At 39.8% G+C, this 22,423-nt stretch carries 16 protein-coding genes and 1 tRNA gene; 4 read left to right on the top strand and 13 right to left on the bottom strand.

What is annotated here, in order from left to right; genetic code table 11:
- Positions 1-426: 426 nt before the first annotated feature.
- Positions 427-2,169, bottom strand: a complete 1,743-nt coding sequence (gene argS / locus AAEY62_RS05840) for an arginine--tRNA ligase (RefSeq protein ID WP_007581630.1) — start codon at positions 2,167-2,169, stop codon at positions 427-429.
- Positions 2,170-2,228: 59 nt separating this feature from the next.
- The gene (gene prfC / locus AAEY62_RS05835; protein ID WP_007581628.1) at positions 2,229-3,818 is read right to left on the bottom strand and encodes a peptide chain release factor 3; all 1,590 of its coding nucleotides are present in this window, start codon (positions 3,816-3,818) and stop codon (positions 2,229-2,231) included.
- A gap of 851 nt (positions 3,819-4,669) precedes the next feature.
- On the opposite strand from prfC, the gene AAEY62_RS05830 reads away from it, so the two are divergent.
- The gene (locus AAEY62_RS05830) at positions 4,670-7,336 is read left to right on the top strand and encodes an ATP-binding protein (RefSeq protein WP_024590044.1); all 2,667 of its coding nucleotides are present in this window, start codon (positions 4,670-4,672) and stop codon (positions 7,334-7,336) included.
- A gap of 75 nt (positions 7,337-7,411) precedes the next feature.
- Here the strand turns inward: AAEY62_RS05830 and rimI are convergent, their stop codons facing one another.
- From rimI to guaB, 5 genes are all read right to left on the bottom strand, one after another.
- A complete protein-coding gene (gene rimI / locus AAEY62_RS05825; RefSeq protein WP_007581622.1) occupies positions 7,412-7,879 on the bottom strand; it encodes a ribosomal protein S18-alanine N-acetyltransferase in 468 nt (155 codons plus the stop codon).
- Positions 7,866-8,171: a hypothetical protein gene (locus tag AAEY62_RS05820; RefSeq protein ID WP_350602992.1), complete on the bottom strand. Its 306-nt coding sequence runs from the start codon at positions 8,169-8,171 to the stop codon at positions 7,866-7,868. The genes rimI and AAEY62_RS05820 overlap by 14 nt, the downstream gene beginning before the upstream one ends.
- A 64-nt stretch (positions 8,172-8,235) precedes the next feature.
- A tRNA-Trp gene (locus AAEY62_RS05815) sits at positions 8,236-8,312 on the bottom strand.
- A gap of 155 nt (positions 8,313-8,467) precedes the next feature.
- Entirely contained in the window at positions 8,468-10,045 is a 1,578-nt protein-coding gene (gene guaA / locus AAEY62_RS05810; protein WP_024606053.1) for a glutamine-hydrolyzing GMP synthase, read from the bottom strand.
- Between the two features lie 102 nt (positions 10,046-10,147).
- Positions 10,148-11,617: an IMP dehydrogenase gene (gene guaB, locus AAEY62_RS05805; protein WP_002958783.1), complete on the bottom strand. Its 1,470-nt coding sequence runs from the start codon at positions 11,615-11,617 to the stop codon at positions 10,148-10,150.
- A gap of 401 nt (positions 11,618-12,018) precedes the next feature.
- Here guaB and xseA point away from each other — a divergent pair, with 401 nt between their 5' ends.
- Positions 12,019-13,359 carry an exodeoxyribonuclease VII large subunit gene (gene xseA / locus AAEY62_RS05800; protein ID WP_024590047.1) on the top strand — a complete coding sequence of 447 codons (1,341 nt, stop codon included), beginning with the start codon at positions 12,019-12,021 and terminating at the stop codon, positions 13,357-13,359.
- 12 nt (positions 13,360-13,371) lie between these two features.
- Here the strand turns inward: xseA and AAEY62_RS05795 are convergent, their stop codons facing one another.
- Positions 13,372-14,052 (bottom strand): hypothetical protein, encoded by a 681-nt coding sequence (locus AAEY62_RS05795; RefSeq protein WP_024590048.1) that lies wholly within the window; start codon positions 14,050-14,052, stop codon positions 13,372-13,374.
- A 36-nt stretch (positions 14,053-14,088) separates the two neighbouring features.
- Entirely contained in the window at positions 14,089-14,907 is an 819-nt protein-coding gene (gene cysE, locus AAEY62_RS05790; protein ID WP_007581613.1) for a serine O-acetyltransferase, read from the bottom strand.
- Positions 14,908-15,429: 522 nt separating this feature from the next.
- Here cysE and AAEY62_RS05785 point away from each other — a divergent pair.
- Positions 15,430-15,555 carry a hypothetical protein gene (locus AAEY62_RS05785; RefSeq protein WP_007581611.1) on the top strand — a complete coding sequence of 42 codons (126 nt, stop codon included), beginning with the start codon at positions 15,430-15,432 and terminating at the stop codon, positions 15,553-15,555.
- Positions 15,556-15,635: 80 nt separating this feature from the next.
- On the opposite strand, the gene AAEY62_RS05780 is transcribed toward AAEY62_RS05785, so the two are convergent.
- The gene (locus AAEY62_RS05780; protein WP_350634713.1) at positions 15,636-18,518 is read right to left on the bottom strand and encodes a M16 family metallopeptidase; all 2,883 of its coding nucleotides are present in this window, start codon (positions 18,516-18,518) and stop codon (positions 15,636-15,638) included.
- A gap of 250 nt (positions 18,519-18,768) precedes the next feature.
- Here AAEY62_RS05780 and AAEY62_RS05775 point away from each other — a divergent pair, with 250 nt between their 5' ends.
- On the top strand, positions 18,769-19,725 hold the full coding sequence (locus AAEY62_RS05775; protein WP_021032136.1) for a methylenetetrahydrofolate reductase: 957 nt from the start codon (positions 18,769-18,771) through the stop codon (positions 19,723-19,725).
- A 117-nt stretch (positions 19,726-19,842) separates the two neighbouring features.
- Here AAEY62_RS05775 and AAEY62_RS05770 read toward each other — a convergent pair whose 3' ends face one another.
- The 3 genes from AAEY62_RS05770 to AAEY62_RS05760 are packed head-to-tail and all read right to left on the bottom strand — an operon-like array spanning position 19,843 to position 22,343.
- Complete coding sequence (locus AAEY62_RS05770; RefSeq protein ID WP_024590050.1) at positions 19,843-20,040, bottom strand: hypothetical protein; 198 nt, start codon at positions 20,038-20,040, stop codon at positions 19,843-19,845.
- A gap of 16 nt (positions 20,041-20,056) precedes the next feature.
- A complete protein-coding gene (locus AAEY62_RS05765; protein ID WP_024590051.1) occupies positions 20,057-21,037 on the bottom strand; it encodes a sensor domain-containing diguanylate cyclase in 981 nt (326 codons plus the stop codon).
- A 58-nt stretch (positions 21,038-21,095) separates the two neighbouring features.
- On the bottom strand, positions 21,096-22,343 hold the full coding sequence (locus AAEY62_RS05760) for a DEAD/DEAH box helicase (RefSeq protein ID WP_024590052.1): 1,248 nt from the start codon (positions 22,341-22,343) through the stop codon (positions 21,096-21,098).
- Positions 22,344-22,423 lie beyond the last annotated feature (80 nt).

The following is a 22,423-nucleotide window of genomic DNA, read 5'->3' as shown; positions in this document are numbered from 1 at the left end:
AACACCGAGTCTCGAGTGTATTCGATAGCAGTAAACATAGAGTCTCAGGTGTATCGATAGCAATAAACACAGAGCCTCAGGTGCATTCGATAGTAATAAACATAGAGTCTCAGGCGTATCGTTGGGTTTCGTTTCACTCAACCCAACCTACAACGTAAACTACACAACTCAGATATCTGCAAGTGTAGAAGTGCTGACAAGACGGAGTGCTTTTTTATGCCAAGGAGCATACATTTAGTATGTGACTTAGGCTAAAAAAGCACGACAACGCAGTCAAAGCGAACTACACGCAGCATACGGTTTACCTAAGTAGTTTAGCCTAAGACAAGGCGTCCAATCCGGCTTATCCCTATGAGCATACGGTTTGTATGTGATTAGGGTAAGTCGGATTGGATAACGCAGTATTAGGTTAAAATACGACGGTGATTACATTTGCTCCATAACTTCAATGCCTAGCAAATCTAATCCCGTTTCTAATGTTTTAGAAACCAAATTACACAGCACTAAGCGGCTATCGCGCACGCTTGGCTCTACGCCCTCTTTAAGTACTGGGCAGGCTTCGTAAAATGTCATGTATAAGCTTGCTAGCTCATATAAGTAACCACATAGTACGTGCGGTGTTGCTTCGCTGATCATTAAATCAAGTACTTCTTCAAGCTGTAGTAGCTTAAGTGCTAGTGCTTTTTCTTGAGGCTCAATAATTGCAACATCTGAATTTAATGTAGCTGCATCAACGCCTGACTTACGGAAAATACTGCGTATACGTGTATAAGCATATTGTAAGTAAGGGGCGGTTGCGCCTTCAAAGCTTAGCATGCTGTCCCAGTTAAAAATATAATCGCTGGTACGGTGCTTAGAAAGGTCGGCGTATTTAACTGCGCCAATACCTACTTTACGTGCAATCTCGCTGCGATCGCTATCACTTAAATCCGATTCACGTTCAGCTAGTTTTGCAGCTGCACGGTTAATTGATTCTTCTAATAAGTCAGCAAGTTTTACTGTGCCGCCAGTACGTGTTTTAAATGGTTTGTTATCGGCGCCCATCATGGTGCCAAACGGGCAAAACTCGTAACTTGTTTCGTCTCGTAATAAACCTGCTTTACGCGCTGTAAGCTCTACTTGATTAAAGTGTAGGTTTTGACGTGCATCTACAAAAATTAAGATACGATCAGCACCTAATTTATTTGAACGGTAATCACATGCTGCTAAATCTGTTGTTGCATATAAAAAGCCACCGCCAGATTTTTGTACGATAAACGCTGAAGGCTCGCCATCTTTATTAGCTAGCTCATCTAAAAATACAACTTGTGCACCTTGCGACTCTACGGCAATGTTTTTATCTTTAAGTAGGCTAATAATATCGTTGAGCTCTGCGTTGTATGCGCTTTCAGCCATAATATCGGCTTGAGTAAGCGTTACATTTAAACGTTTGTATACTTCTTCAGAGTGCTTAACTGAGGTGGCTATAAATAGTTTCCAAAGTTTTTCACAGTGTGCGTCGCCGCCTTGTAATTTAACAACGTAATTACGTGCTTTATCTGCAAAGCCTTCTTCATCGTCAAAGCGCTTTTTAGCATCGCGATAAAAGGTTTCTAAATCAGCAAGCGCTACAGAATCTAAATCTACACCTTGGCTAATTTGATCTTCTAAATGCGCGATTAACATACCAAATTGCGTGCCCCAATCACCCATGTGATTTTGACGTACAACCGTATCACCTCTAAATTCAAGCGCACGCACAATTGAGTCACCAATAATGGTTGAACGTAAATGGCCTACGTGCATTTCTTTAGCAAGGTTTGGTGATGAATAGTCAACAACCACTTTTTGCGGGTTAGCATGCTCGTTTACAGCAAGCTTTGCATCACTGTTAGCGGCTTGTACGCTTTGCGCTAAAAACTCAGGCTTTAAATGAATATTAATAAAACCTGGGCCAGCAATTTCAGTCTTTTGAGCAATATCGCTTACATCAAGATTATCTATAATTTTTTGCGCAAGCTCACGTGGGTTGCTTTTCATTTTTTTAGCCGCGCCCATTGCTGCATTAATTTGGTAATCACCAAATTGTGGACGTGTGCTTTGTGTTACTGCTGGGTTTGTATCTTCAGGTAAGCCTGCGCCCGCCATAGCGGCAATGGCTTTTTCGATTAAAATAGTACGAATATTCATATTTTTTACCTTTGTAAGCCCGCCAAAGCAGGCTTTCAGTTAACTGTAGTCAGTCGATTCTAGTTTTCGCGAGTGTGGTTAAATGTCACTTCTGGGTAACGCTCTACGGATAAATTAAGATTTACACGGCTCGGCGCAATGTAAGTTAAGTTATCACCACCATCGAGTGCTAAATTACTTTCGCACTTGCGCTTAAAGTCTTCAAACTTTTTCACATCGTCACTGCTTACCCAACGCGCTGTATTTACGTTTACACCTTCGTAAATAGCATCTACGTTATATTCGGCTTTTAAGCGCGCTACAACTACATCAAACTGAAGTACACCTACCGCGCCCACAATTAAATCGTTGTTTATAAGCGGTCTAAATACTTGCACAGCACCTTCTTCAGAAAGCTGTACTAAGCCTTTTAATAATTGCTTTTGCTTAAGTGGATCGCGAAGACGAATACGGCGGAATAATTCAGGCGCAAAGTTAGGGATACCGCTAAATTTAAGTTTTTCGCCTTGTGTGAACGTATCACCAATTTGAATGGTACCGTGGTTATGCAAACCAATAATATCGCCCGCGTAAGCGTCAGCTGCGCGCTCACGATCGCCCGCCATAAAGGTTACCGCATCAGAAATGCTCACTTGCTTGCCAATTCGCACGTGATTCATTTTCATGCCTTGGCTGTACTTACCCGATACAATACGCATAAATGCAATACGGTCACGGTGCTTAGGGTCCATGTTGGCCTGAATTTTAAATACAAAACCAGTAAAGTTTTCTTCAGTTGCGACAATAAGTCTGTCTTCGGTTTCACGAGGCAGTGGCGTTGGTGCCCATTTAGTTAAACCATCTAAAACGTGGTCAACACCAAAGTTACCAAGTGCGGTACCGTAATAAACTGGCGAAAGCTCACCTGCTAAAAACAGATCTAAATCAAATTCGTTTGATGCGCCAATAACAAGCTCAAGCTCATCGCGTAATTGCGCAGCTAAATCTTCACCAATGGCAATATCAAGTTCTGGGTTATCAAGACCTTTAATGGTACGAACTTCTTGAATTTTATGACCCTGACCTGTTTTGTATAAAACAGCTTCGTCATTATGAATGTGATAAACACCTTTGAACTCTTTACCACAGCCAATTGGCCAAGTAATGGGTGCACAGGCAATATTTAGCTCTGTTTCAACTTCGTCAAGCACTTCCATTGGGTCGCGAATTTCACGGTCACATTTATTCATAAACGTAACAATTGGCGTTGTACGCAGGCGTGTAACTTCCATTAGCTTACGGGTACGATCTTCTACACCCTTTGCCGCATCAATAACCATTAAACACGAATCTACCGCAGTTAATGTGCGGTAAGTATCTTCCGAGAAGTCTTCGTGTCCTGGCGTATCAAGTAAATTAACAAGTGCGTTGTTATATGGAAACTGCATTACAGAGGTAGTAACAGATATACCACGCTCTTTTTCCATTTCCATCCAGTCAGACTTTGCATGTTGGTTAGAACCACGGCCTTTTACGGTACCGGCTCGTTGAATCGCTTGTCCGAATAACAATACTTTTTCGGTAATGGTTGTTTTACCAGCATCTGGGTGAGAGATGATAGCAAAGGTTCGTCGTTTATTAATTTCGCTAAGGAGATTTTGATCTGCCATTAAAAAAGTTCTTTTAGTTTGTATACGGATATTATCCACTTTAAGTATGCTGAGCTTTCAAGGCTTAAATAATACCAATTGCATTAAATTAGCGTTCTATTATAGCGATAATAAAATAGCGCAATAACAAGGCGAAATTATCACATAGAGTTATTCTCTATGAATAATTTTTAACGTAGTTAGTGAGTTATTTAATACGCTAGAACGATCTTGTTTTAATAAAATTGGTATAGAGCAACCTCGAAAGCTCAACACACCATCAGAAAAGCCCTAAATTGGCCCTTCACATGCGATCCGTTATGTTAATCGTAATTGAAGACTATTTTCGCTGATCTTGGCCTTATAAACAATCAATGGTTGGTTATTAGCTGATCTTTTTTATTAATATGGATTTTGGGAAGCCTAACTGCAAATGAGGTACAAAAAATCAGTAATAAGCCAAATAAATAGGATCAGCACACAATACACCAAGCCTCTGCACACCATTAGAATTTTTAAGCCTTGCTTGAGAAGATAACCTAGTGGCCCGGCTAACAGCCCTGCGTTAACCCACTGGTATTTATAACTGAGAGTAAATTAGAATATTCAATTTTAAGTGATAGCATTTATCTTTAAAAAAATGACTTTAAAAGATGTAAATTTATGTAAACTTTTTTGAACAATAAAATAACGGTTATAAGCATGTAACTTATTAAATTAAAATAACTTAATAAAATAAAAAAACACCAATACAGAGCTAAATACCATGCAACTACTGATTGTAATTTAGCCACCAAGACCGCCACAAGCTTGTGTAATAAAGTCGTAACGCATATTATTGATAGATTGCATGGAGGATAAGTCGTTTGGTCATGAAAACCAGTAAGTTAAGTATTAGATTATTATGGTATATAACACCCCTTGTTATTCTACCGCTGCTATTTTTAGGTGGCTTTACGCTCACCAATGTAACTAATTCAACACAAAAACAAGCTGATTTAATAATGAGCCGTTTTGTTGAGCAACAACAGCAAAAAATATTTAATTATATCGACTCTTTTCACTCTACTGCAAAACTACTTTCAACCTCGCCAGTACTTAGTGATTTTTTAGCAAACGACATTCGTGCCAACGGTAATTACACCCGAAAACTTGGCGCGCTTATGGATGTATTTGCCAGTTACAGTGAGGCTTATCCCGATATAATTAGCATTAATTTAGTTTCAGCCAGTGGGAAAAGCGATGCCTACTACTCTAACAACCTAACAACAGCGCCTAAAAGCTACCCGTTTTTTAATCAAGTATTGCAAAGTAATTTAAGTAAACAGCAATTTATGATTCAAAAGGATGATGGCACCACTAGTTTGTATTTTATTCAACGAATTTATAGTGTTGATTACTATTTAAAACGACCACAGCAGCTTGGTTTCATTGTAATACATATAGAACCTTCAATACTAAACTCTAGTATTTTAGAAGCGCCATATAACAACACGCTTAATTTAATGTTGACTAAAGACGGGAAAATTTTATTTAGCTCCGATTACAATATGCGTGGCCAATACATAAGCGAGTACGAACTTAATCAAGTGCACGACCTCGCTGATATCGGCATGCTTTCAACTATTGAACTCTCAAGCATAGACAAAATAGAGCGAATGATTTTTGCAGTGCAAATGCCCGGCGGATATTATTACGTATCGACCATTCCCAAAGGGGTGCTTTATCAATCAGGTAAAGCCATAAGTTTAATAACAGGCTTAATTGTTATTATTTCGGTGATCACCCTGCCAATATTAATTTTTATAGTGGTACGTAATTTATTACTTAACCCAATTGAATTACTAGGTGCTGCAAGCCACCGTGTTGGTGATGGCGATTTGTCGGTGCACTTACCAGCTCATACAAATGATGAAGTAGGTGTTTTATTTAACGACTTTAACCACATGGTTAATCAAATAAGGCACTACCAACAACAGCTTGAAGAATACAAACACCACCTTGAAGATAAAGTGGAAAGTCGTACCCAAGCACTTGAAGCTATGAACAGCCAACTTGAGTTAGCTATTGGCCAAGCTGAGCAAGCTAATCAACTTAAGAGTCGTTTTTTAGCTAACATGAGTCACGAAATACGCACGCCGCTCACGGCCATTATGGGTTTTACAGAGCAGTTACTACACAACGATAAAGTAGCGAATGACAAACAACACCTAAGCACTATTTTACGTAATTCAAAACACTTACTAGAGTTAATAAATAACATACTCGATTTATCTAAAATTGAAGCTGAAAAGCTGGCTGTTGATTTGTCAGCGTTAAACGTAGTGCAGCTTGTGCACGACATTGAATCAATTATTCAACCACTGGCACAAGAAAAACAATTAACCCTTAATATCGACTATCAACTGCCGCTACCCCGCACCATTTATAGTGATGTGACCCGCTTAAAACAAATACTTATAAACATTGCTAATAACGCCGTTAAATTTACCGAAAATGGTAGCGTGTCTATTTGTGTGCATTATTTACAAGCAAGTCAAAAGCTAGAGTTTGTAATTAAAGATACTGGTATTGGTATGTCTGAGCATCAAATAGAACGTGTATTTAAGCCGTTTGAACAAGCCGATGCCACAACTACACGCCGTTTTGGTGGTACAGGTCTTGGGTTGTGTATTTCTAAAAACTTAGCACTGTTACTTGGTGGCGATGTAAACCTTGAAAGTGAAGTGGGTGTAGGTAGCCGAGTTACAATTAGGGTGGCATGTCAGCTATCTGATGATCAACCCATGCTTGAGTTTTTAACGCAAGAAAGCCAGTTAATACCAGAGAAAGATCCTCTCTTATCGTTTGCAACCAATAGCTTCGACGCCAATATATTAGTGGCTGAGGATAACCCAGATAACCAACTATTAATTAAATTATTACTGCAAACCTGGGGTCTTGAACCCGATATTGCCAGTAATGGCGCACAAGCTGTAGAAATGGCGCTCGTAAACGACTACCAACTTATTATTATGGATATGCAAATGCCTGTAATGGGCGGATTAGAAGCGACTAAAATGCTTCGTCATGCAGCGTATGATGGCCCTATCATTGCCCTTACTGCCAATGTCATGAACCATGATATAGGCACTTATCTAGAAGCTGGTTGCGACAAAGCACTGGCTAAACCCATTGATAAAGATGCTCTGGAAAACGTACTCGTAAGCTACCTGCATCTTGAAAAAGATAATCAAAATAAATGGGATAGCCTATTAAAGAGCGAAAAGTTTCAGCAAATTGCCGATAATTACTTAGCTAACTTACCTACATATTTAGAAGAAGTTAAAGCTTTGCAGCATTGTGATGATTGGGAAGCATTAAGAGGTATAGCGCACAGTGTTAAAGGCAGTTCTGGATGCTTTAACTTTGATGAAATTTACCATAGCGCTGCGGCACTTGAAGAGAACTTAAAAAGTAACAATAAAGTACCAAGAGACGAGCTGGTAAATGATTTAATAGCAGCCATTGAGCAAGCAATTAGCGACAAAGTAACCTAAAAAGCAAACTTACAAAACTGTACAAATGCAGTACTTTAACGGCTCTATATTTTAAATGCTAATTACCGACTTTAATTATGAAAAGTTTAAACCTAGCGCCATACCCATTAAAATAGCGTCTTCAAAGCCATTTTTAGCAGGGTTATCACTTGGGTAGTAGTTTTTACGCACTGACATCTCAGCAAAGCCTGCGCGCTCGTACAGCGCAATAGCACGCGTATTTGATTCGCGTACTTCTAAAAAGAGGTTTTCAGCATTTTGCTGCTCACCATATTCAATAAACTGCGCTAACAACTGCCTTGCAATACCCTTCCCTTGGTGACTTGGTGTTACACAAATATCCATAAGCGTAAAATCAGGCCCTGCTTTTTCACCAATATAAAAACCAATCATGCTCGCCTCATCAAATGCGGCAACATTAAAATAGCGCCCACCTATACATGAACCCATTGTATTTAAAGTCCACGGATGGCTATGACACGCTGTTTCGATGGCCATTAATTGAGGTATTGCAGTTTCATCTACTGATTTAAAGTTTATCAAGGTGTTCACTCATTAAAGCCCATAAAGCACGCTTCTCAGAGCCGTTGAGCTGTGGGGTTGGCAATGTAAGCTTATTGTCGTTTAATTGCATCTCACTGCCCTGTACAACGCTATTTATAATAATAGGTTCTGCACTGAGTTTAATGTCTGCAAGTAGTTGCTCATTTAGCGTTAAAGAACTAGCTATCGAGCTTTGCGATAAAGTATTAGCTTGATCATTTGCTTGAGGACAATAATGTTGATTGAGTTCAAGATTTTCTATATCAAAAATAGCTGCGTAACGTGTATGCATAACAACTCAGTAGATTAGACATTTGAACAATATAAGAAGTAATAAAAACGATGTAAAGAAGAAATGGCAGGGGCGGAGAGATTCGAACTCCCAACCATCGGTTTTGGAGACCGCTGTTCTACCAATTGGAACTACGCCCCTGCAATGACGACGAATTATAGAGAAGTTTCGCCAAAGGTAAAGAGAAAAATCACTCTTTTAGTTTAACTGCTTTTTAAATAAACAAAACGGCGAATTAGCATGCTAATTCGCCGTTTTTTAATCACTTAAAATTAGTTAATTAAAACTAAAATTAATTATTCCCATTCGATAGTTGCAGGTGGTTTACCTGAAATATCGTAAACAACACGAGAAATACCATCTATTTCGTTAATGATACGGTTTGATACCACACCTAAAAACTCATAAGGTAAATGTGACCAGCGCGCTGTCATAAAGTCGATTGTTTCCACACAACGAAGTGATACAACCCAATCGTACTTACGTGCATCGCCCATAACCCCTACCGATTTAACAGGTAAGAATACAGTAAACGCTTGGCTTACTTTATGGTAGAGCTCAGCTTTGTGAAGCTCTTCGATGAAAATCGCATCAGCGCGGCGTAATAAATCACAGTATTCTTTTTTGATTTCACCAAGTACACGCACACCTAAACCTGGTCCAGGGAAAGGATGACGGTAAAGCATGTCGTACGGTAAACCTAGTTCTAGGCCAATTTTACGTACTTCATCTTTGAATAATTCACGTAATGGCTCAACAAGGCCCATTTTCATGTCATCTGGTAATCCGCCCACATTGTGGTGAGATTTAATAACATGCGCTTTACCAGTTGCAGATGCCGCTGATTCAATTACATCAGGATAAATTGTACCTTGCGCTAACCATTTTGCATTTTTAAGCTTTTTGGCTTGCTCATCAAATACATTAATAAACGTATGACCAATGGCTTTACGTTTATCTTCTGGGTCTGACTTACCCGCTAGATCATTTAAAAACTGCTCTTCAGCTTCAACTTTAACAATATTTAAGCCAAATTTATTACCAAACATGTCCATTACTTGTTGGCCTTCGTTTAAACGAAGTAAACCATTATCAACAAATACACATGTTAGTCTTTCGCCAATTGCACGGTGAATAAGCATAGCCACAACCGATGAATCAACACCACCAGAGAGGCCTAAAATAACTTCGTCATCGCCAACTGTTTCTTTAATACGCTCGATAGCATCATCGATAATTTTTGCAGCAGTCCACAATTTTTCACAGCCACAAATATCAATAGCAAAACGCTCTAATAAGCGCTGACCTTGATGCGTGTGTGTTACTTCTGGGTGAAACTGTACACCGTAAAAACGTTTTTCTTCGTTAGACATTGCAGCATGTGGACAAGTAGATGTTTTAGCTGTTGTTGCAAAACCAGCTGGAATATCCATTACTTTGTCGCCATGGCTCATCCATACGTCGAGTATGCCGTTGCCGCCATCGGTAATGCTGTCTTCAATTGCATCAAATAATGCACAGCTGCCTACTTTTTCTACTTGTGCGTAACCAAACTCTTTTTTATCAGAGCTGTGTACACTTCCGCCAAGTTGAGCTGCCATTGTTTGCATACCGTAGCAAATACCTAGCACAGGCACGCCTGCATTAAATACATACTCAGGAGCGCGCGGGCTGTTTTCAAGTGTTGTTGATTCTGGACCACCAGAAAGAATAATACCTTGTGGGTTGAACTCGCGGATTTGCTCTTCAGTCACATCCCATGCCCAAAGCTCACAGTAAACACCAATTTCACGCACACGACGGGCGATTAATTGAGTGTATTGTGAACCAAAGTCTAAAATGAGAATTCGTGAATCGTGAATATCTTTGCTCATGGAGTATCTCGTAAAGTCTGATGCTAAATGCCGTTTGTTAATGTAAACGACTAAAAAGAGGGCTTGCAAAGCAAGCCCAGTATATTAAATTAATTACGCTGCTTAACCTAAGCGGTAATTTGGTGCTTCTTTAGTGATTTGCACATCATGAACGTGCGACTCACCCATACCTGCTGAAGTAACACGTACAAATTGTGGTTTTGTATTTAGCTCTTCAATTGTTGCACAACCCGTTAAGCCCATAGCGCTTCGTAGGCCGCCCACTTGCTGATGAATAATCGTTGCAATAGGACCTTTGTAAGCTACGCGACCTTCAATACCTTCAGGTACTAACTTGTCTGCTTCGTTTGATTTTTGGAAGTAACGATCTGATGAACCTTCTTTTTGATCCATCGCGCCCAATGAGCCCATACCACGGTAAGATTTGTAATAACGGCCTTGGTATAATTCAACTTCACCTGGTGCTTCTTCAGTACCAGCAAGAAGTGAACCCACCATTACACACGATGCACCAGCAACAAGTGCTTTAACAATATCACCAGAAAAACGAATACCACCATCAGCAATAACAGGAATGTCGCGACCTTTTAAGCCTTCAACAGCATCTGAAATAGCGGTAATTTGTGGAACGCCACAACCGGTAACAATACGTGTAGTACAAATAGAACCTGGGCCGATACCTACTTTAACTGCATCCGCTCCCGCATCAGCAAGTGCAATCGCACCTTCAGCTGTTGCTATGTTGCCTGCAATAATTTGTAAGTCTGGGTACTCTTTACGCGTTTTAGTAACACGGTCAATAACACCTTGAGAGTGACCATGCGATGTATCGATAAGTAAAACATCAATACCCGCTTCTACTAATGCAGCAATACGCTCATCAGTACCTGCACCAACACTTACAGCAGCACCTACACGTAAACGACCTTGGTCGTCTTTACATGCGTCAGGTTTGTCTTGGGCTTTTTGGTAATCTTTTACTGTGATCATGCCTTTAAGTTTAAATTCATCATCAACAACAAGGATTTTTTCAATGCGGTGTTCGTGCATTAAGCCTAAAATTTCTTCGCGTGCTGCGCCTTCTTTAACGGTAACAAGCTTTTCTTTTTTAGTCATAACGGTAGAAACAGGCTGTTCAAGCTTAGTTTCAAAACGCATATCACGACTAGTAACAATGCCTACAAGCACATTATTGCTATCGGTAACCGGAAAGCCTGAAAAACCTTTTTCGTGCGAAAGCTCAATTGCATCTGCAATTGTTAAATCGGCAGTAACCGTTACAGGGTATGAAACAATACCTGCTTCGTAGGTTTTAACTTTACGTACGTTTTTCGCTTGTTCTTCAATAGTCATGTTTTTATGAATAAAACCAAGACCACCTTCTTGCGCAAGGGCAATAGCTAAACGAGCTTCTGTAACAGTATCCATAGATGCTGAAATAAGCGGCAAGTTAAGTTTGATACCACGCGTTAAGCGAGTTGAAATATTTGCCGTGTGTGGCAAAACAGTAGAATGACCAGGTACTAAAAGTACGTCATCAAAGGTAAGAGCTTCTTTAGCGATTCTAAGCATTTTGGCAACTTCTCACATGTGGATCTAAGATAAGGAATTGCGGCCAAATTTTAACAGCGTTGTTGGCATGAGTAAATAATATTTCGCAAATATTTATGATAATATAGGGTCTATTGGCCTTTTAAGGTTAAATTTGCAGCAGTTTGTTAGGTATTTAGGCAAGGCAGAGCCTATGTAGTGTGGTTATTCCCCATAAATAGGCGATAACGTAGCATCAATGCCAAACAAGCGCTGCCCAAAGGGTTCAGCCTAGGGGCGATTAACTCTTTGTTACTCGGTTTTTACTTAGCCCACTAGGTTACAAACCTCGCGCCGCGATTAAATCGCCCTTAGTTTGAACAAATTTTAACCTGCAAAGATCAATAGACCCTTGCTTTATAAATAGTTTTAGGTTGTTTTTTATGTTTTCGAAGCCTTCGCAGGCGGTTTACACCGTTTCACGCCTTAATAGAGAAATTCGCACAATCCTTGAGCAAGGTTTTGCATCTTTAGTGCTCACGGGCGAAATTTCTAACTTTATTACCCCTGCATCTGGACATTGGTACTTTTCGTTAAAAGACGATAAAGCACAAATTAAAGCCGCCATGTGGCGAGGCAATAATCGCAACCAAAGCTACCGCCCTGTAAATGGCGCACAAGTTACAGTAAAAGCGCGTGTATCGCTTTATGAACCTCGCGGTGACTACCAGCTTATTGTTGAGCATATGGAACCCGCAGGCGAAGGCCAGCTAAAACAAGAATTTGATGCGCTTAAAATGCGTTTAGCCGCCGAAGGATTATTTAGCTCTGCTCACAAACAGCCATTGCCCCAAAATATTAATCGCATTGGTGTTATTACCTCAGCAACCGGCGCTGCTATAAAAGATATTTTAACGGTACTCAAACGCCGTGCACCGCAGCTAGAAGTCATCATTTACCCTGCTATGGTACAAGGCAAAGAAGCGCACGTGCATTTAATTAACCAAATTGAATTAGCCAACACACGTGATGAAGTAGACGTACTTATTTTAGGGCGAGGCGGCGGATCACTTGAAGATTTATGGTGTTTTAATCACGAACAGCTCGCCCGCGCTATTTTCAAAAGTGAATTACCCATAGTAAGTGCGGTAGGCCACGAAATAGATACCACTATTAGCGATTACGTTGCTGATGTTCGTGCAGCGACCCCATCAGCCGCAGCTGAGCTTGTAAGCCCAAATACGCAAGAGTTACACAACAAAGTAACGCAATTAGTTAATCGTTTATCTAACGCGTTTAAGCACGGCATTGCCGACAAGCGCGCACTAGCAACGCAGTTACAACACCGCCTTAATTTATGTCATCCGCGTAATCAGCTTAATCAAAAATCACAACGTTTGGATGAGCTAAGCATTGCGCTGCAACAGGCGATGCGTAATCGTTTATACCAACAAGAACGCACACTCAATAACTTAACGCCGCGTTTAATGCGCCAATCACCCGATAAAAAACTCGCTACAGCAAGCCATCAACTTTCGCAATTACAAGCTAGGCTAAACCAAGCTATACAACATCAGTTACAGCAAGCGAATAATAGCTTAGCACTGCAAGCAAGCAGGTTAGATTCAGTAAGTCCGCTTAATGTTTTAGCGCGCGGCTATAGCATCACTAAAACACAACAAGGCAAAGTGGTTAAATCTGTGGGGCAAATTAAAACAGGCGATGTTTTGATTACAGAGCTCGTTGATGGCTCTATAGAATCACAGGTTATACCTATTACATAAAGTTGGTATTACTTAAAACTCTGTACTTAGCAACAATTTAAGCTCGCTATCGCTTGATGTGGAGGTAGTGCTTTTAAATTGTTGCCAAAACTCTTGCTTCATCAACTTGTCGTTTAGCTCTCGCCATTGAGAATTATCAAATGTGTCGTTATCAGCGGGTGCGGCTAGTTCAAATTCACATATCGTCGTTTTACATTTTGCACTAACAACATCGGGTATAATCGCTAAATCAGCTGTTAATAAAAAATCTTGTAATGCCATTTCAGTACGATAAGCCCATTCTTCGTCACGCGTTTGCTTTTCAAATTTATCACGTAAGATCTTCTCAAAATCTGAAGGACCTCTCATTTGCTTTAAAATGCTTTTAACTGTCGCTTTCTGTTCGGCGAGTTGCTGCTTAAGCTGAGTTACTTGCTCTTCTAAAGGTAGTTCATCAAGCATTTGGGTTTCTGAATAGGTTGGAGGCGTGTCTTCAGCGGGCTCTATACTAGCATCTTGCTCAGGTACTGCAGAGTCTGCATTACTTAATACTTCATTACTTTGTTGTTCAGTATGAAGCTTTTGCTGTTTTTCATAACTTGGCTGCGACTTAACAGATTCTGGATGACTTGAAGCTGCGTTAAAGTAGCTCCAAGTTAAACCTACACCCGCAATAAACCCAATCCCTAGAGCCAATAAACTATTCTTGTTCATGTTAATTCCTTTTAAGTTTTATTATTTTTTAATTACTTATAGCATTGCACTCGTGTGCGATTCGTTTTCAGGCTCAGGATTTGCTAAAAAGTTTTGGTTCATACTTTGCGCCGGACACTCACAATCCGGTCGACCAATAATTTTAGCGGGTACGCCAACAGCGGTTGTGTGTGGTGGAACATTGCTAAGTACAACTGAGCCCGCACCAATTCGTGCGCCCTCACCTACTTCAATATTACCAAGCACTTTAGCGCCAGCGCCAATTAATACACCCGCTCTAATTTTAGGATGACGATCGCCCTGCTCATTACCTGTACCGCCAAGCGTTACAGATTGCAAAATTGATACATTATCTTCAATTACCGCTGTTTCACCAATAACAATACCGGTTGCGTGGTCAAACATAATGCCTTTACCTACTTTACATGCTGGGTGAATATCAACCCCAAACACTTCAGAGTTACGGCTTTGAATAAAGCGCGCTAACTCTTTGCGGTTTTGTTGCCACAAGCAATTAGCCAAACGGTGTGCCTGAATAGCATGAAAACCTTTTAGATTTAATATAACCGTAAGATAGGTTTCTGATGCAGGGTCGCGGTCTTTTACCGCTTTAATATCCTCAGCAACAAAAGATAGCATACGGTCACATTTTACAAATGCTTGGTCAAACAGCTCTCGGATAGTGAATGCCGATACCACCGCATCAGCCAACTTATTAGCAACAATAAAGCTCAATGCCGAACCTAAACAATCATGATTCAAAATGCATGAATAAACATGACTTGCTAATAATGGTTCACGTGTTACTACATCGTTAGCTTCGTCGCGAAGCTGTTGCCAAATTGCATGACGCATAATACTGCACTGCCTTAAGTTGATATAAAATAGCCTTTTCCCAAGTCTAACGGATTTAAAGCCTAAGGTGTTAATCCCTTAGTTATTTGTTCTGGTTATTAGATATAACTAGGGACGATTAACTCTTTGTTGCTCGGTTTTTACTTAGCCCACTAGGTTACAAACCTCGCGCCGCGATTAAATCGACCCTAGATTGAACAAATTTCAATCCACAGAGTTCAACACGCCCTAGCACCCAGAAATGATATTTCAAATACGTACCCATTTTTTAGATTAAGTTATACGACAGTAGCTAAAATTACCAATACATACTTAAAATATAGTAAATTAATAAAAATCAAAAGCTAGCAACATACGAAAGCTCACCTGTCATATGAAAAAATACGGACTGACGTACAGCTGACGGCGTAAAAAAACGCTAAATTAATTAGGATTTAAGCTAAGTTTGTTCATTATACCGAGCTAAGCTATATTTAGTTTTATTGATTTTTTACATAAACAAATAGAAATGAGGAATTCAAAATGAGTGATGACTCTGAATTAAAAAATAAAGAAAAGCGTGGAATAAATATATTACTTCTCATTAGTTTAATAATTATGATTATTGGTATTGCCATCAAAATATATGATGCGCGTTTCATTAATTAAAGGACCCTACTACAGAGTCATTAAAGATATAAAGTGCCCCATAAGTTAGGGCACTTTCCAACCATTAAAAACCACTTAAATTATTGAAATACTTTTTCAACTTTTACTACTTCAATATTTTTTGCAGGAATTGCTAATTTGTAATCAGCAATTACTTTATCCTCAGCAACTAGTTCCGCTGGTTTTTTTGTGTTGTAAACCATTGGTGAGGTTTGCTGCGATGCTAAACGTTTTTGCATATCAGCGCCGTCTGCGGTTATAAACACATAGTGAACATTGTCTGTTTGTAAGTTTTCTTTAATAACGCGATTTACATCAGCAAGCGTTAGCGTTTTAAGTTTGTTAGTTACGTAACTTACAAAGCTATCTATGTTGTAAAATTCGCTATCAAGTGCGTAACCTAATTGGCGGTTTTGACTTGCCACCATTTGCGGCACAAAGTTAATTAAAAAGTTACGCGTTGCTTCAAAGTCATCTTCGCTCATACCATTTTTAATTAGCTTATCTAGCTCAAACAAGGCGGTACGTGTTGCAAAGTGCGCATCGTTATTAGAGCGAAGTGGGCGTAACCACACTTGAAATATTTGCTCAGAGCGCCCTAGATTTGCATCAGGCTTGGTTTGAAACATACCACGTGGAAAGTATTCAATGTATCCGTAATCGCCATAGTTCATACCGCGAGTTTCACGAATGCGCTCATATAAAAAGCTGTTAGAACTACGGTGCTCACCAAAGTACGAACGCACAAGCCAAAGGGCTGTCCAGTCTTCGCTACTTCTTATTGTATCAATAGGAAAACCAAACGATACCGCTGTCGATTGCGCCGATTTTTCTACAATAGTTGCATGATGACCTTTAAGCGCTGGTGCATCAGGAATACTTAAACGGCTTTGCTCACCTTTTGGTAGCGTTGCAAAATCGCTCATCATTTTAGCTTTAAGCTTTGCAGGCACAGCCCCAATTAAGCCAACCGTGAGTTTAGATTGCGTAAGCTCGCTGTTATAAAACGCTTTAACATCATCTAGCGTCAACGCTTCTAAATCCGAAATATCACCGTAGTTGTAACTTTCATAAGGGTGATTTTTGTAAAGCGCACTGTATAGCACTTCTTTGCCTAGCTCTTCATCGTTAGATGCTTTTAAGCCTGACTTAATGCCGTCGATCATTTCTTTTTTAAGGCGCTTAAAATCGTCATCTCTAAAACCTGGGTTTAGTAATTGATCGCTCACAAGTGTATACCACTGCGCCGCATTATCTTTATGAATACGCCCTTGAAACGACAGCATTTCTTTATCTATTTGATAGCCAAAGCTACCCGCAAGCGGATAAAGTGCTTTTTGAATATCTTTATAGCTTGTCGCCTCTGAGCCACCTTGTGCAAGTATAGCCGCAGTGAGCGCAGCAACACCTTTTTTACCTTGTGGGTCGGCAGCCGCACCGGTATTGAATAAAAAGTTAACATCAATTAATGGCGAGCTATTGGTTTTATCAAGTACTTTAAATACAGGTGCCGCAGGTGCTTGTTCAAGCTTTGCAGTAAGCGCATTTAAATCAACCTCTTGCTCGAAACCTGGGGCTTTATCAAGTGCCGACATCGTTAATGTGGTACGTGCGTTATCAGTAAAGTATTTGTTAGCAACGGCTTTAATATCTGCGCTGGTGATGTTATCTGCCGATTTATACAGCTGGTTTATAACCTCAGGATCGCGCTCAAAATGCATGTAGCTGGCAAGAGTTGATGCAATCGCTTGCGATGAATCCAAGCCATTAATAAAGCTGTATTTAAGGTTCGATTTTAAATCACTCAACTTTTGCTCATCAACAAGCTCAGTGCGTGCTTTTGCATAAGTTCGGTTAATGGCATCGCGCGCAGTGGCTAAATCATCTGCGTTTTCTACTTTAACAAATACGTGTAATAAACCCGGATCTTTGGTCTCTGGGTTATAGGTAAACATTTGGCTGGCAATTTTTTTGTCGACCACTAGCTCTTGATATAAATCTGAATTATTTGAAAAATAAAGCTGTGAGATTAAATCAAGTGCCGCTCTGTCTTTTTTAGCAGGCTCCCACGCAGCGCCTTTGTACGATACAAGTAACCAATGCCCTGGTAGCGCTTCATCTTGCTGGTGCAAATATTTTGGTGCTTGTTGAACAGGCTCTGCTTTAATGTCAGCAACATAGTTACCCTTTTTCCAGCTACCCCAATGCTTTTTAACCATTGCCATTGTTGCTTGTGGATCTACATCGCCCACAATAACAAGTGACACATACTCAGGTTTATAAAATTTAGCAAAAAACTCTTTCCCGTACGCCATTTGAGCTGGCATGGCTTCTATGTCTTTAAAAAAGCCCATAGTGGTGTGTTTATACGTGTGCTTATCAAACGCTTCTTCGCGTACAGCGCTTAATAATTTACGAATTGGGCTCGCGTTGTTTTTTAAGTACTCACCTTTTACCGTTTGTGCTTCTGTTCTAAATTGCTCTTCGGTGTAGGTTAAGTTTTGAAAAATATCAGCTTCAAGCTCAAGCACTTTATCAAGATGCTGTTTTGAAAAGTTTAAATGGTAGTTTGTAAAATCGTTTGTTGTATAAGCGCGGTTATCAACACCTGAATTTTTTAATATGTCTGAGTACACATCTTCAGGGTATTTTTGTGAGCCTTTAAACATCATGTGTTCAAAAAAGTGAGCAAAGCCTGTTTTGCCCTCTTCAACTTCGTTACGCGACCCAACCGATACCGGAATTTGCAGCGACACTACATCAGGGTAGTCGGTTTTAACAACCATGACACGTAAGCCGTTTTCTAGCTCTTCAATTAAATAATCTTGCGAGAAAACACGGTCATCAGCTTTATTTACTTGTTCTTGTTGTGCAGTTGTTTGCGTGCTTTGGTTTTGTTGCATGGCGCAACCTGTTAACGCCAGCGATACCGCTAAGCTGGTTGCTAATAATTTAAATTTCATTGTTGTCCCTTTTTAAATTGAGCAAATTTGTTGTCAGATTTAACTCTTTAATTATGCCCCAAAGCCAATAAATATAAGAGCCCCAAGGGAATTTATTATGTAAACAACTGTGTCAATTATAAATTATGGGAACAAGCACTATGAATAAACATCATGTTAATTGAAAAACTTTCATTAAATAAATCTATCTAGACGTCTAAATGGCTGCTATATTAAATCCATCAAAACAAACTTAGCTGGAATGAGGATTATGGCTTTATCACTAAAAGAGAAGATAGTGGACACCAACCAAGGTGTTTATCTTATTGGTACTACCCCGCCTAAAATTGGCACCGATAAAGCGCAATTAAAAACCATTGCAGAAAAGCTATTAGGTCGCTTACACGAAATTGAATACGACGGCGTGATAATTTATGACATTCAAGACGAAAGCAGCCGCACTAATCAAGACCGTCCATTTGCGTTTAAACAAACCGTTGATCCGCGTGAATACAGCCATTTACTTCGTAATTTATCTGCACAAGATGTGATTACTTATAAAAGTGTGGCGCAGCGTGGCGTAGGCGAATTTAAAGATTGGCTAAGTGAAACTAAAAACGACTACGATTTACAAAATGTAGTTTTAGTAGGTAGCCCATCATCGATAGGCGATATAAAGCTAAGCCTGCCAGATGCTTATAAAGCGATGGCTGAGCAATCAGATGATTTCTTTTTAGGTGGCGTTACGATTGCCGAGCGCCATTCAAGTAAACGAAATGAGCACGAACGATTAATAGAAAAAACAGCACAAGGTTGTCAGTTTTTTATATCGCAAGCTGTTTACGATGCACAAGCGACTATAGAGTTAATTACTAGCTACGCACGTACATGTAAAGCACAAGGGATTACACCTCAACGTATTATATTAACGTTTACCCCGTGCGGCGGCGAAAAAACCTTAGAGTTTATGCAATGGTTGGGTATCTCAGTGCCAGAGGCAACTAAATGGCGCATGCTTGATGCAGACAATACATTAAGCGAATCAGTCCGTATTTGCCGCGAAAACCTCGACTTAATACTTAAAAGCTGTGCGCATTTAGATGTACCGCTGGGCTTAAATATTGAAAGCTTAACAAACCGTAAAGAAGAAATTGACGCGTCAATTAATTTATACCGTTTATTAAAAGCCATTATGGAATTGAACCTTGCGGAAAAGCTAATAGCTTAAAAGCTAGGTTAGAGCTAATTAACACCCTTCTTGGCAAGCCTCATGGCTTGCTTTTTTATGTCCGTTCTTTGAAAAATTAATTAATAAATACAAGTAAAGATTTGCAGCTTAAGCTATTTATTGAAGGTGTTTTTGGTTATTACTCTCAAGCCTTTTTAAGGCAAACCCCATAGAGGAGCACATAACACCAAAAATTATTCCCTCATTAGATATAAATCTAATGCTAGGGAACGTTTCAAATAAGCTTATTATTGCTAAGGAAAAAATAAAACCTATCGCAGAAAAAACCAGCCAAGTTTGTGTGGCATGAGTCATGACGAACCTCCTTTTATTATTGTGCCTTTTTAGCGAGCTTATACGCTTGTTTATTTTTATACATTGCGTGGTCTGCATCATTTAATAGCGCTTCAAAGGGCTGCTTTTGCTTATTAGTAAAACTATAACCAATACTAAGCGATAAATCGCAAACGTCTTCTTTGAGTAAGGCTTTTGAATACTCAGTCGAAATTTTATCCATGATGTAGTTAATCTTGCTTTTATCGCTTACTTGCATTACTGCAACAAACTCATCGCCACCTAAGCGCCCTACTATATCAGCATCTCTTAAATGCGTTTTTAGCGTATCTGCCAATATAATTAAGGCTTTGTCGCCCACTTCATGTCCGCAGGTGTCGTTTAATTTTTTAAAGTCGTTTATATCGATAAACAAACAACACACGTCAAAGCCTAAACGCAGTGCTAAGTTAAGCTTTTGCTGAGCTAGTAAGTTAAGTGCTCGGCGATTATAAATATTCGTTAATGAGTCTAACATGGCTATTTCACGCATTTGCTCATAGCTATAAACAAGCGCTAAGTCGTCTTCAATCAAATCGCGTAGCTGTTCTATGAGTTCAAAGTATTCATCGGTATAGCTTGTTATTTTAGTGTCTTTTAAACATAACGTGCCAAACACTTCGCCTTCAGGCCAATGAATGGGTAAACCTAGGTAGGATTCAACACCGTCTTCAACTACTTCTGGTAGGGTGTTCCATGCATCATTATTACTTGCATCATTAACATATAATGTATTGTTAGTTTCAGCTACGTGGCGACAAAACAGAGGAGTTTGAGGAGGGAGTATAGGGTTGGTCTCAAAGTTAGAGCCACCTTCGTTACTTCTAATAACAACGCGATAGCCTTTGCTTGTTGCCTGAACTATATAACCAGACGGGGCTGAAAAAAGCCCCGTTATAAGGTCGATTGTTTTTTGCCATTTATGCAAAGATATTTGGCCATCAATACCAGAAAATGCCCATTGATCAATTTCAAACATTGCTTTACCTCGGCTATTTAATAGCTCCAGTATAGGCAAAAAAGCAAAGGAAAAGCTATTATTTACGGCGTCTACTTGGCTCTCTTTTACCGGTAATACGCTTTTTATCGCGATCTTTTCGCGACTTATTAGTATTTTTACGATTATCTTTTGGCTTTTTATTTGGATCGGGCTCGTAGCCTGCTAACCATTGTGGCGTTAAACGCGTATCGAGTAGTACTTCTATTTCTTCTAGTAACCATTGCTCATCAATACTAACCAACGACATAGCAAGCCCTTGCTCACCTGCACGACCTGTACGACCAATACGGTGTACGTAATCCTCTGCAATGTATGGTAGCTCAAAGTTAATTACGTATCTAAGTGTTGAAATATCTAAACCACGCGCGGCTACATCCGTTGCAACAAGTACTCGTGTAATACCATCTTTAAAGTTTTGTAGTGCGCGGTCGCGCGCGCCTTGTGATTTGTCGCCATGGATTGACTCGGTTTTTAAACCGTCTTTACACATTTCTTTAGCGAGCTGATCAGCCATTTGTTTTGTGCGGGTAAAAATAAGCACTTGGCGCCAGTTTTTCATGCCAATCATGTGCGATACAAGCTCGCGCTTACGATCCTCATCTACAGCGTAAATAACTTGCTCTACTTCAACGGCTGCTGAGTTACGTTTATCAACTTCAATTAGCTCTGGGTTTTTTAATAACTTTTTACTGAGCTCAAACACGCTGTCATCAAACGTAGCTGAAAATAGTAAGGTTTGGCGATCGCCTGGGATATGGCGCAATATACGTCTAATTTCATCAATAAAACCCATATCAAGCATGCGGTCAGCTTCGTCAAACACTAAGGAGTCTACGCTTGAAAGCACCACACTGCCTTTAACTATATGATCAAGTAAACGCCCAGGTGTTGCCACTATAACTTGGGCTGTTTTAAGTGCTTTTATTTGTGGACCAATACTTACGCCGCCATACGCTAAAGCACCATTAATGTTAGTGCCTTGTGCGTACTTTTCAAAGCTTGCAAATACTTGCTGAGCAAGCTCACGGGTTGGCGTTAAAATTACAACACGAGCAACGCCTGGTTCATCTTTTTTAGGTGTATTTAAAAGCTTATGTAACAGCGGTAAAACAAAAGCAGCTGTTTTACCTGTACCTGTTTGTGCACTGCCCATTACATCACTTCCGGCTAAAATAGGCGGAATGGTTTTAATCTGAATTGCGGTAGGTTGAGTGTAATTATTTTGCTCAATCGCAGTTAATAATAACGGGTCGAGATTAAGTGATGAGAACGTAGTGGCAGACATAGGCTTAGCTTTAAAATAACAAAGAGCGCTATTGTACGCATATTACTGTACTGCGTAAATTAACCAGTTCAGAAAAGTAT

Origin of the sequence: Pseudoalteromonas sp. GW168-MNA-CIBAN-0100, assembly GCF_040309225.1 — a bacterium.
GTDB classification, from domain to species: Bacteria; Pseudomonadota; Gammaproteobacteria; order Enterobacterales; family Alteromonadaceae; genus Pseudoalteromonas; species Pseudoalteromonas arctica.
The sequence above is the reverse complement of the archived record's forward strand: the minus strand, read 5'-3'. Positions and strand labels throughout refer to the sequence as shown.

What these genes read in the sequence shown, in the direction of transcription:
- argS (WP_007581630.1), bottom strand. Translation starts at nt 2,169, where the DNA reads ATGAATATTCGTACTATTTTAATCGAAAAAGCCATTGCCGCTATGGCG.
- prfC (WP_007581628.1), bottom strand. Translation starts at nt 3,818, where the DNA reads ATGGCAGATCAAAATCTCCTTAGCGAAATTAATAAACGACGAACCTTT.
- AAEY62_RS05830 (WP_024590044.1), top strand. Translation starts at nt 4,670, where the DNA reads ATGAAAACCAGTAAGTTAAGTATTAGATTATTATGGTATATAACACCC.
- AAEY62_RS05820 (WP_350602992.1), bottom strand. Translation starts at nt 8,171, where the DNA reads ATGCATACACGTTACGCAGCTATTTTTGATATAGAAAATCTTGAACTC.
- guaA (WP_024606053.1), bottom strand. Translation starts at nt 10,045, where the DNA reads ATGAGCAAAGATATTCACGATTCACGAATTCTCATTTTAGACTTTGGT.
- guaB (WP_002958783.1), bottom strand. Translation starts at nt 11,617, where the DNA reads ATGCTTAGAATCGCTAAAGAAGCTCTTACCTTTGATGACGTACTTTTA.
- xseA (WP_024590047.1), top strand. Translation starts at nt 12,019, where the DNA reads ATGTTTTCGAAGCCTTCGCAGGCGGTTTACACCGTTTCACGCCTTAAT.
- AAEY62_RS05795 (WP_024590048.1), bottom strand. Translation starts at nt 14,052, where the DNA reads ATGAACAAGAATAGTTTATTGGCTCTAGGGATTGGGTTTATTGCGGGT.
- cysE (WP_007581613.1), bottom strand. Translation starts at nt 14,907, where the DNA reads ATGCGTCATGCAATTTGGCAACAGCTTCGCGACGAAGCTAACGATGTA.
- AAEY62_RS05785 (WP_007581611.1), top strand. Translation starts at nt 15,430, where the DNA reads ATGAGTGATGACTCTGAATTAAAAAATAAAGAAAAGCGTGGAATAAAT.
- AAEY62_RS05780 (WP_350634713.1), bottom strand. Translation starts at nt 18,518, where the DNA reads ATGAAATTTAAATTATTAGCAACCAGCTTAGCGGTATCGCTGGCGTTA.
- AAEY62_RS05775 (WP_021032136.1), top strand. Translation starts at nt 18,769, where the DNA reads ATGGCTTTATCACTAAAAGAGAAGATAGTGGACACCAACCAAGGTGTT.
- AAEY62_RS05770 (WP_024590050.1), bottom strand. Translation starts at nt 20,040, where the DNA reads ATGACTCATGCCACACAAACTTGGCTGGTTTTTTCTGCGATAGGTTTT.
- AAEY62_RS05765 (WP_024590051.1), bottom strand. Translation starts at nt 21,037, where the DNA reads ATGTTTGAAATTGATCAATGGGCATTTTCTGGTATTGATGGCCAAATA.
- AAEY62_RS05760 (WP_024590052.1), bottom strand. Translation starts at nt 22,343, where the DNA reads ATGTCTGCCACTACGTTCTCATCACTTAATCTCGACCCGTTATTATTA.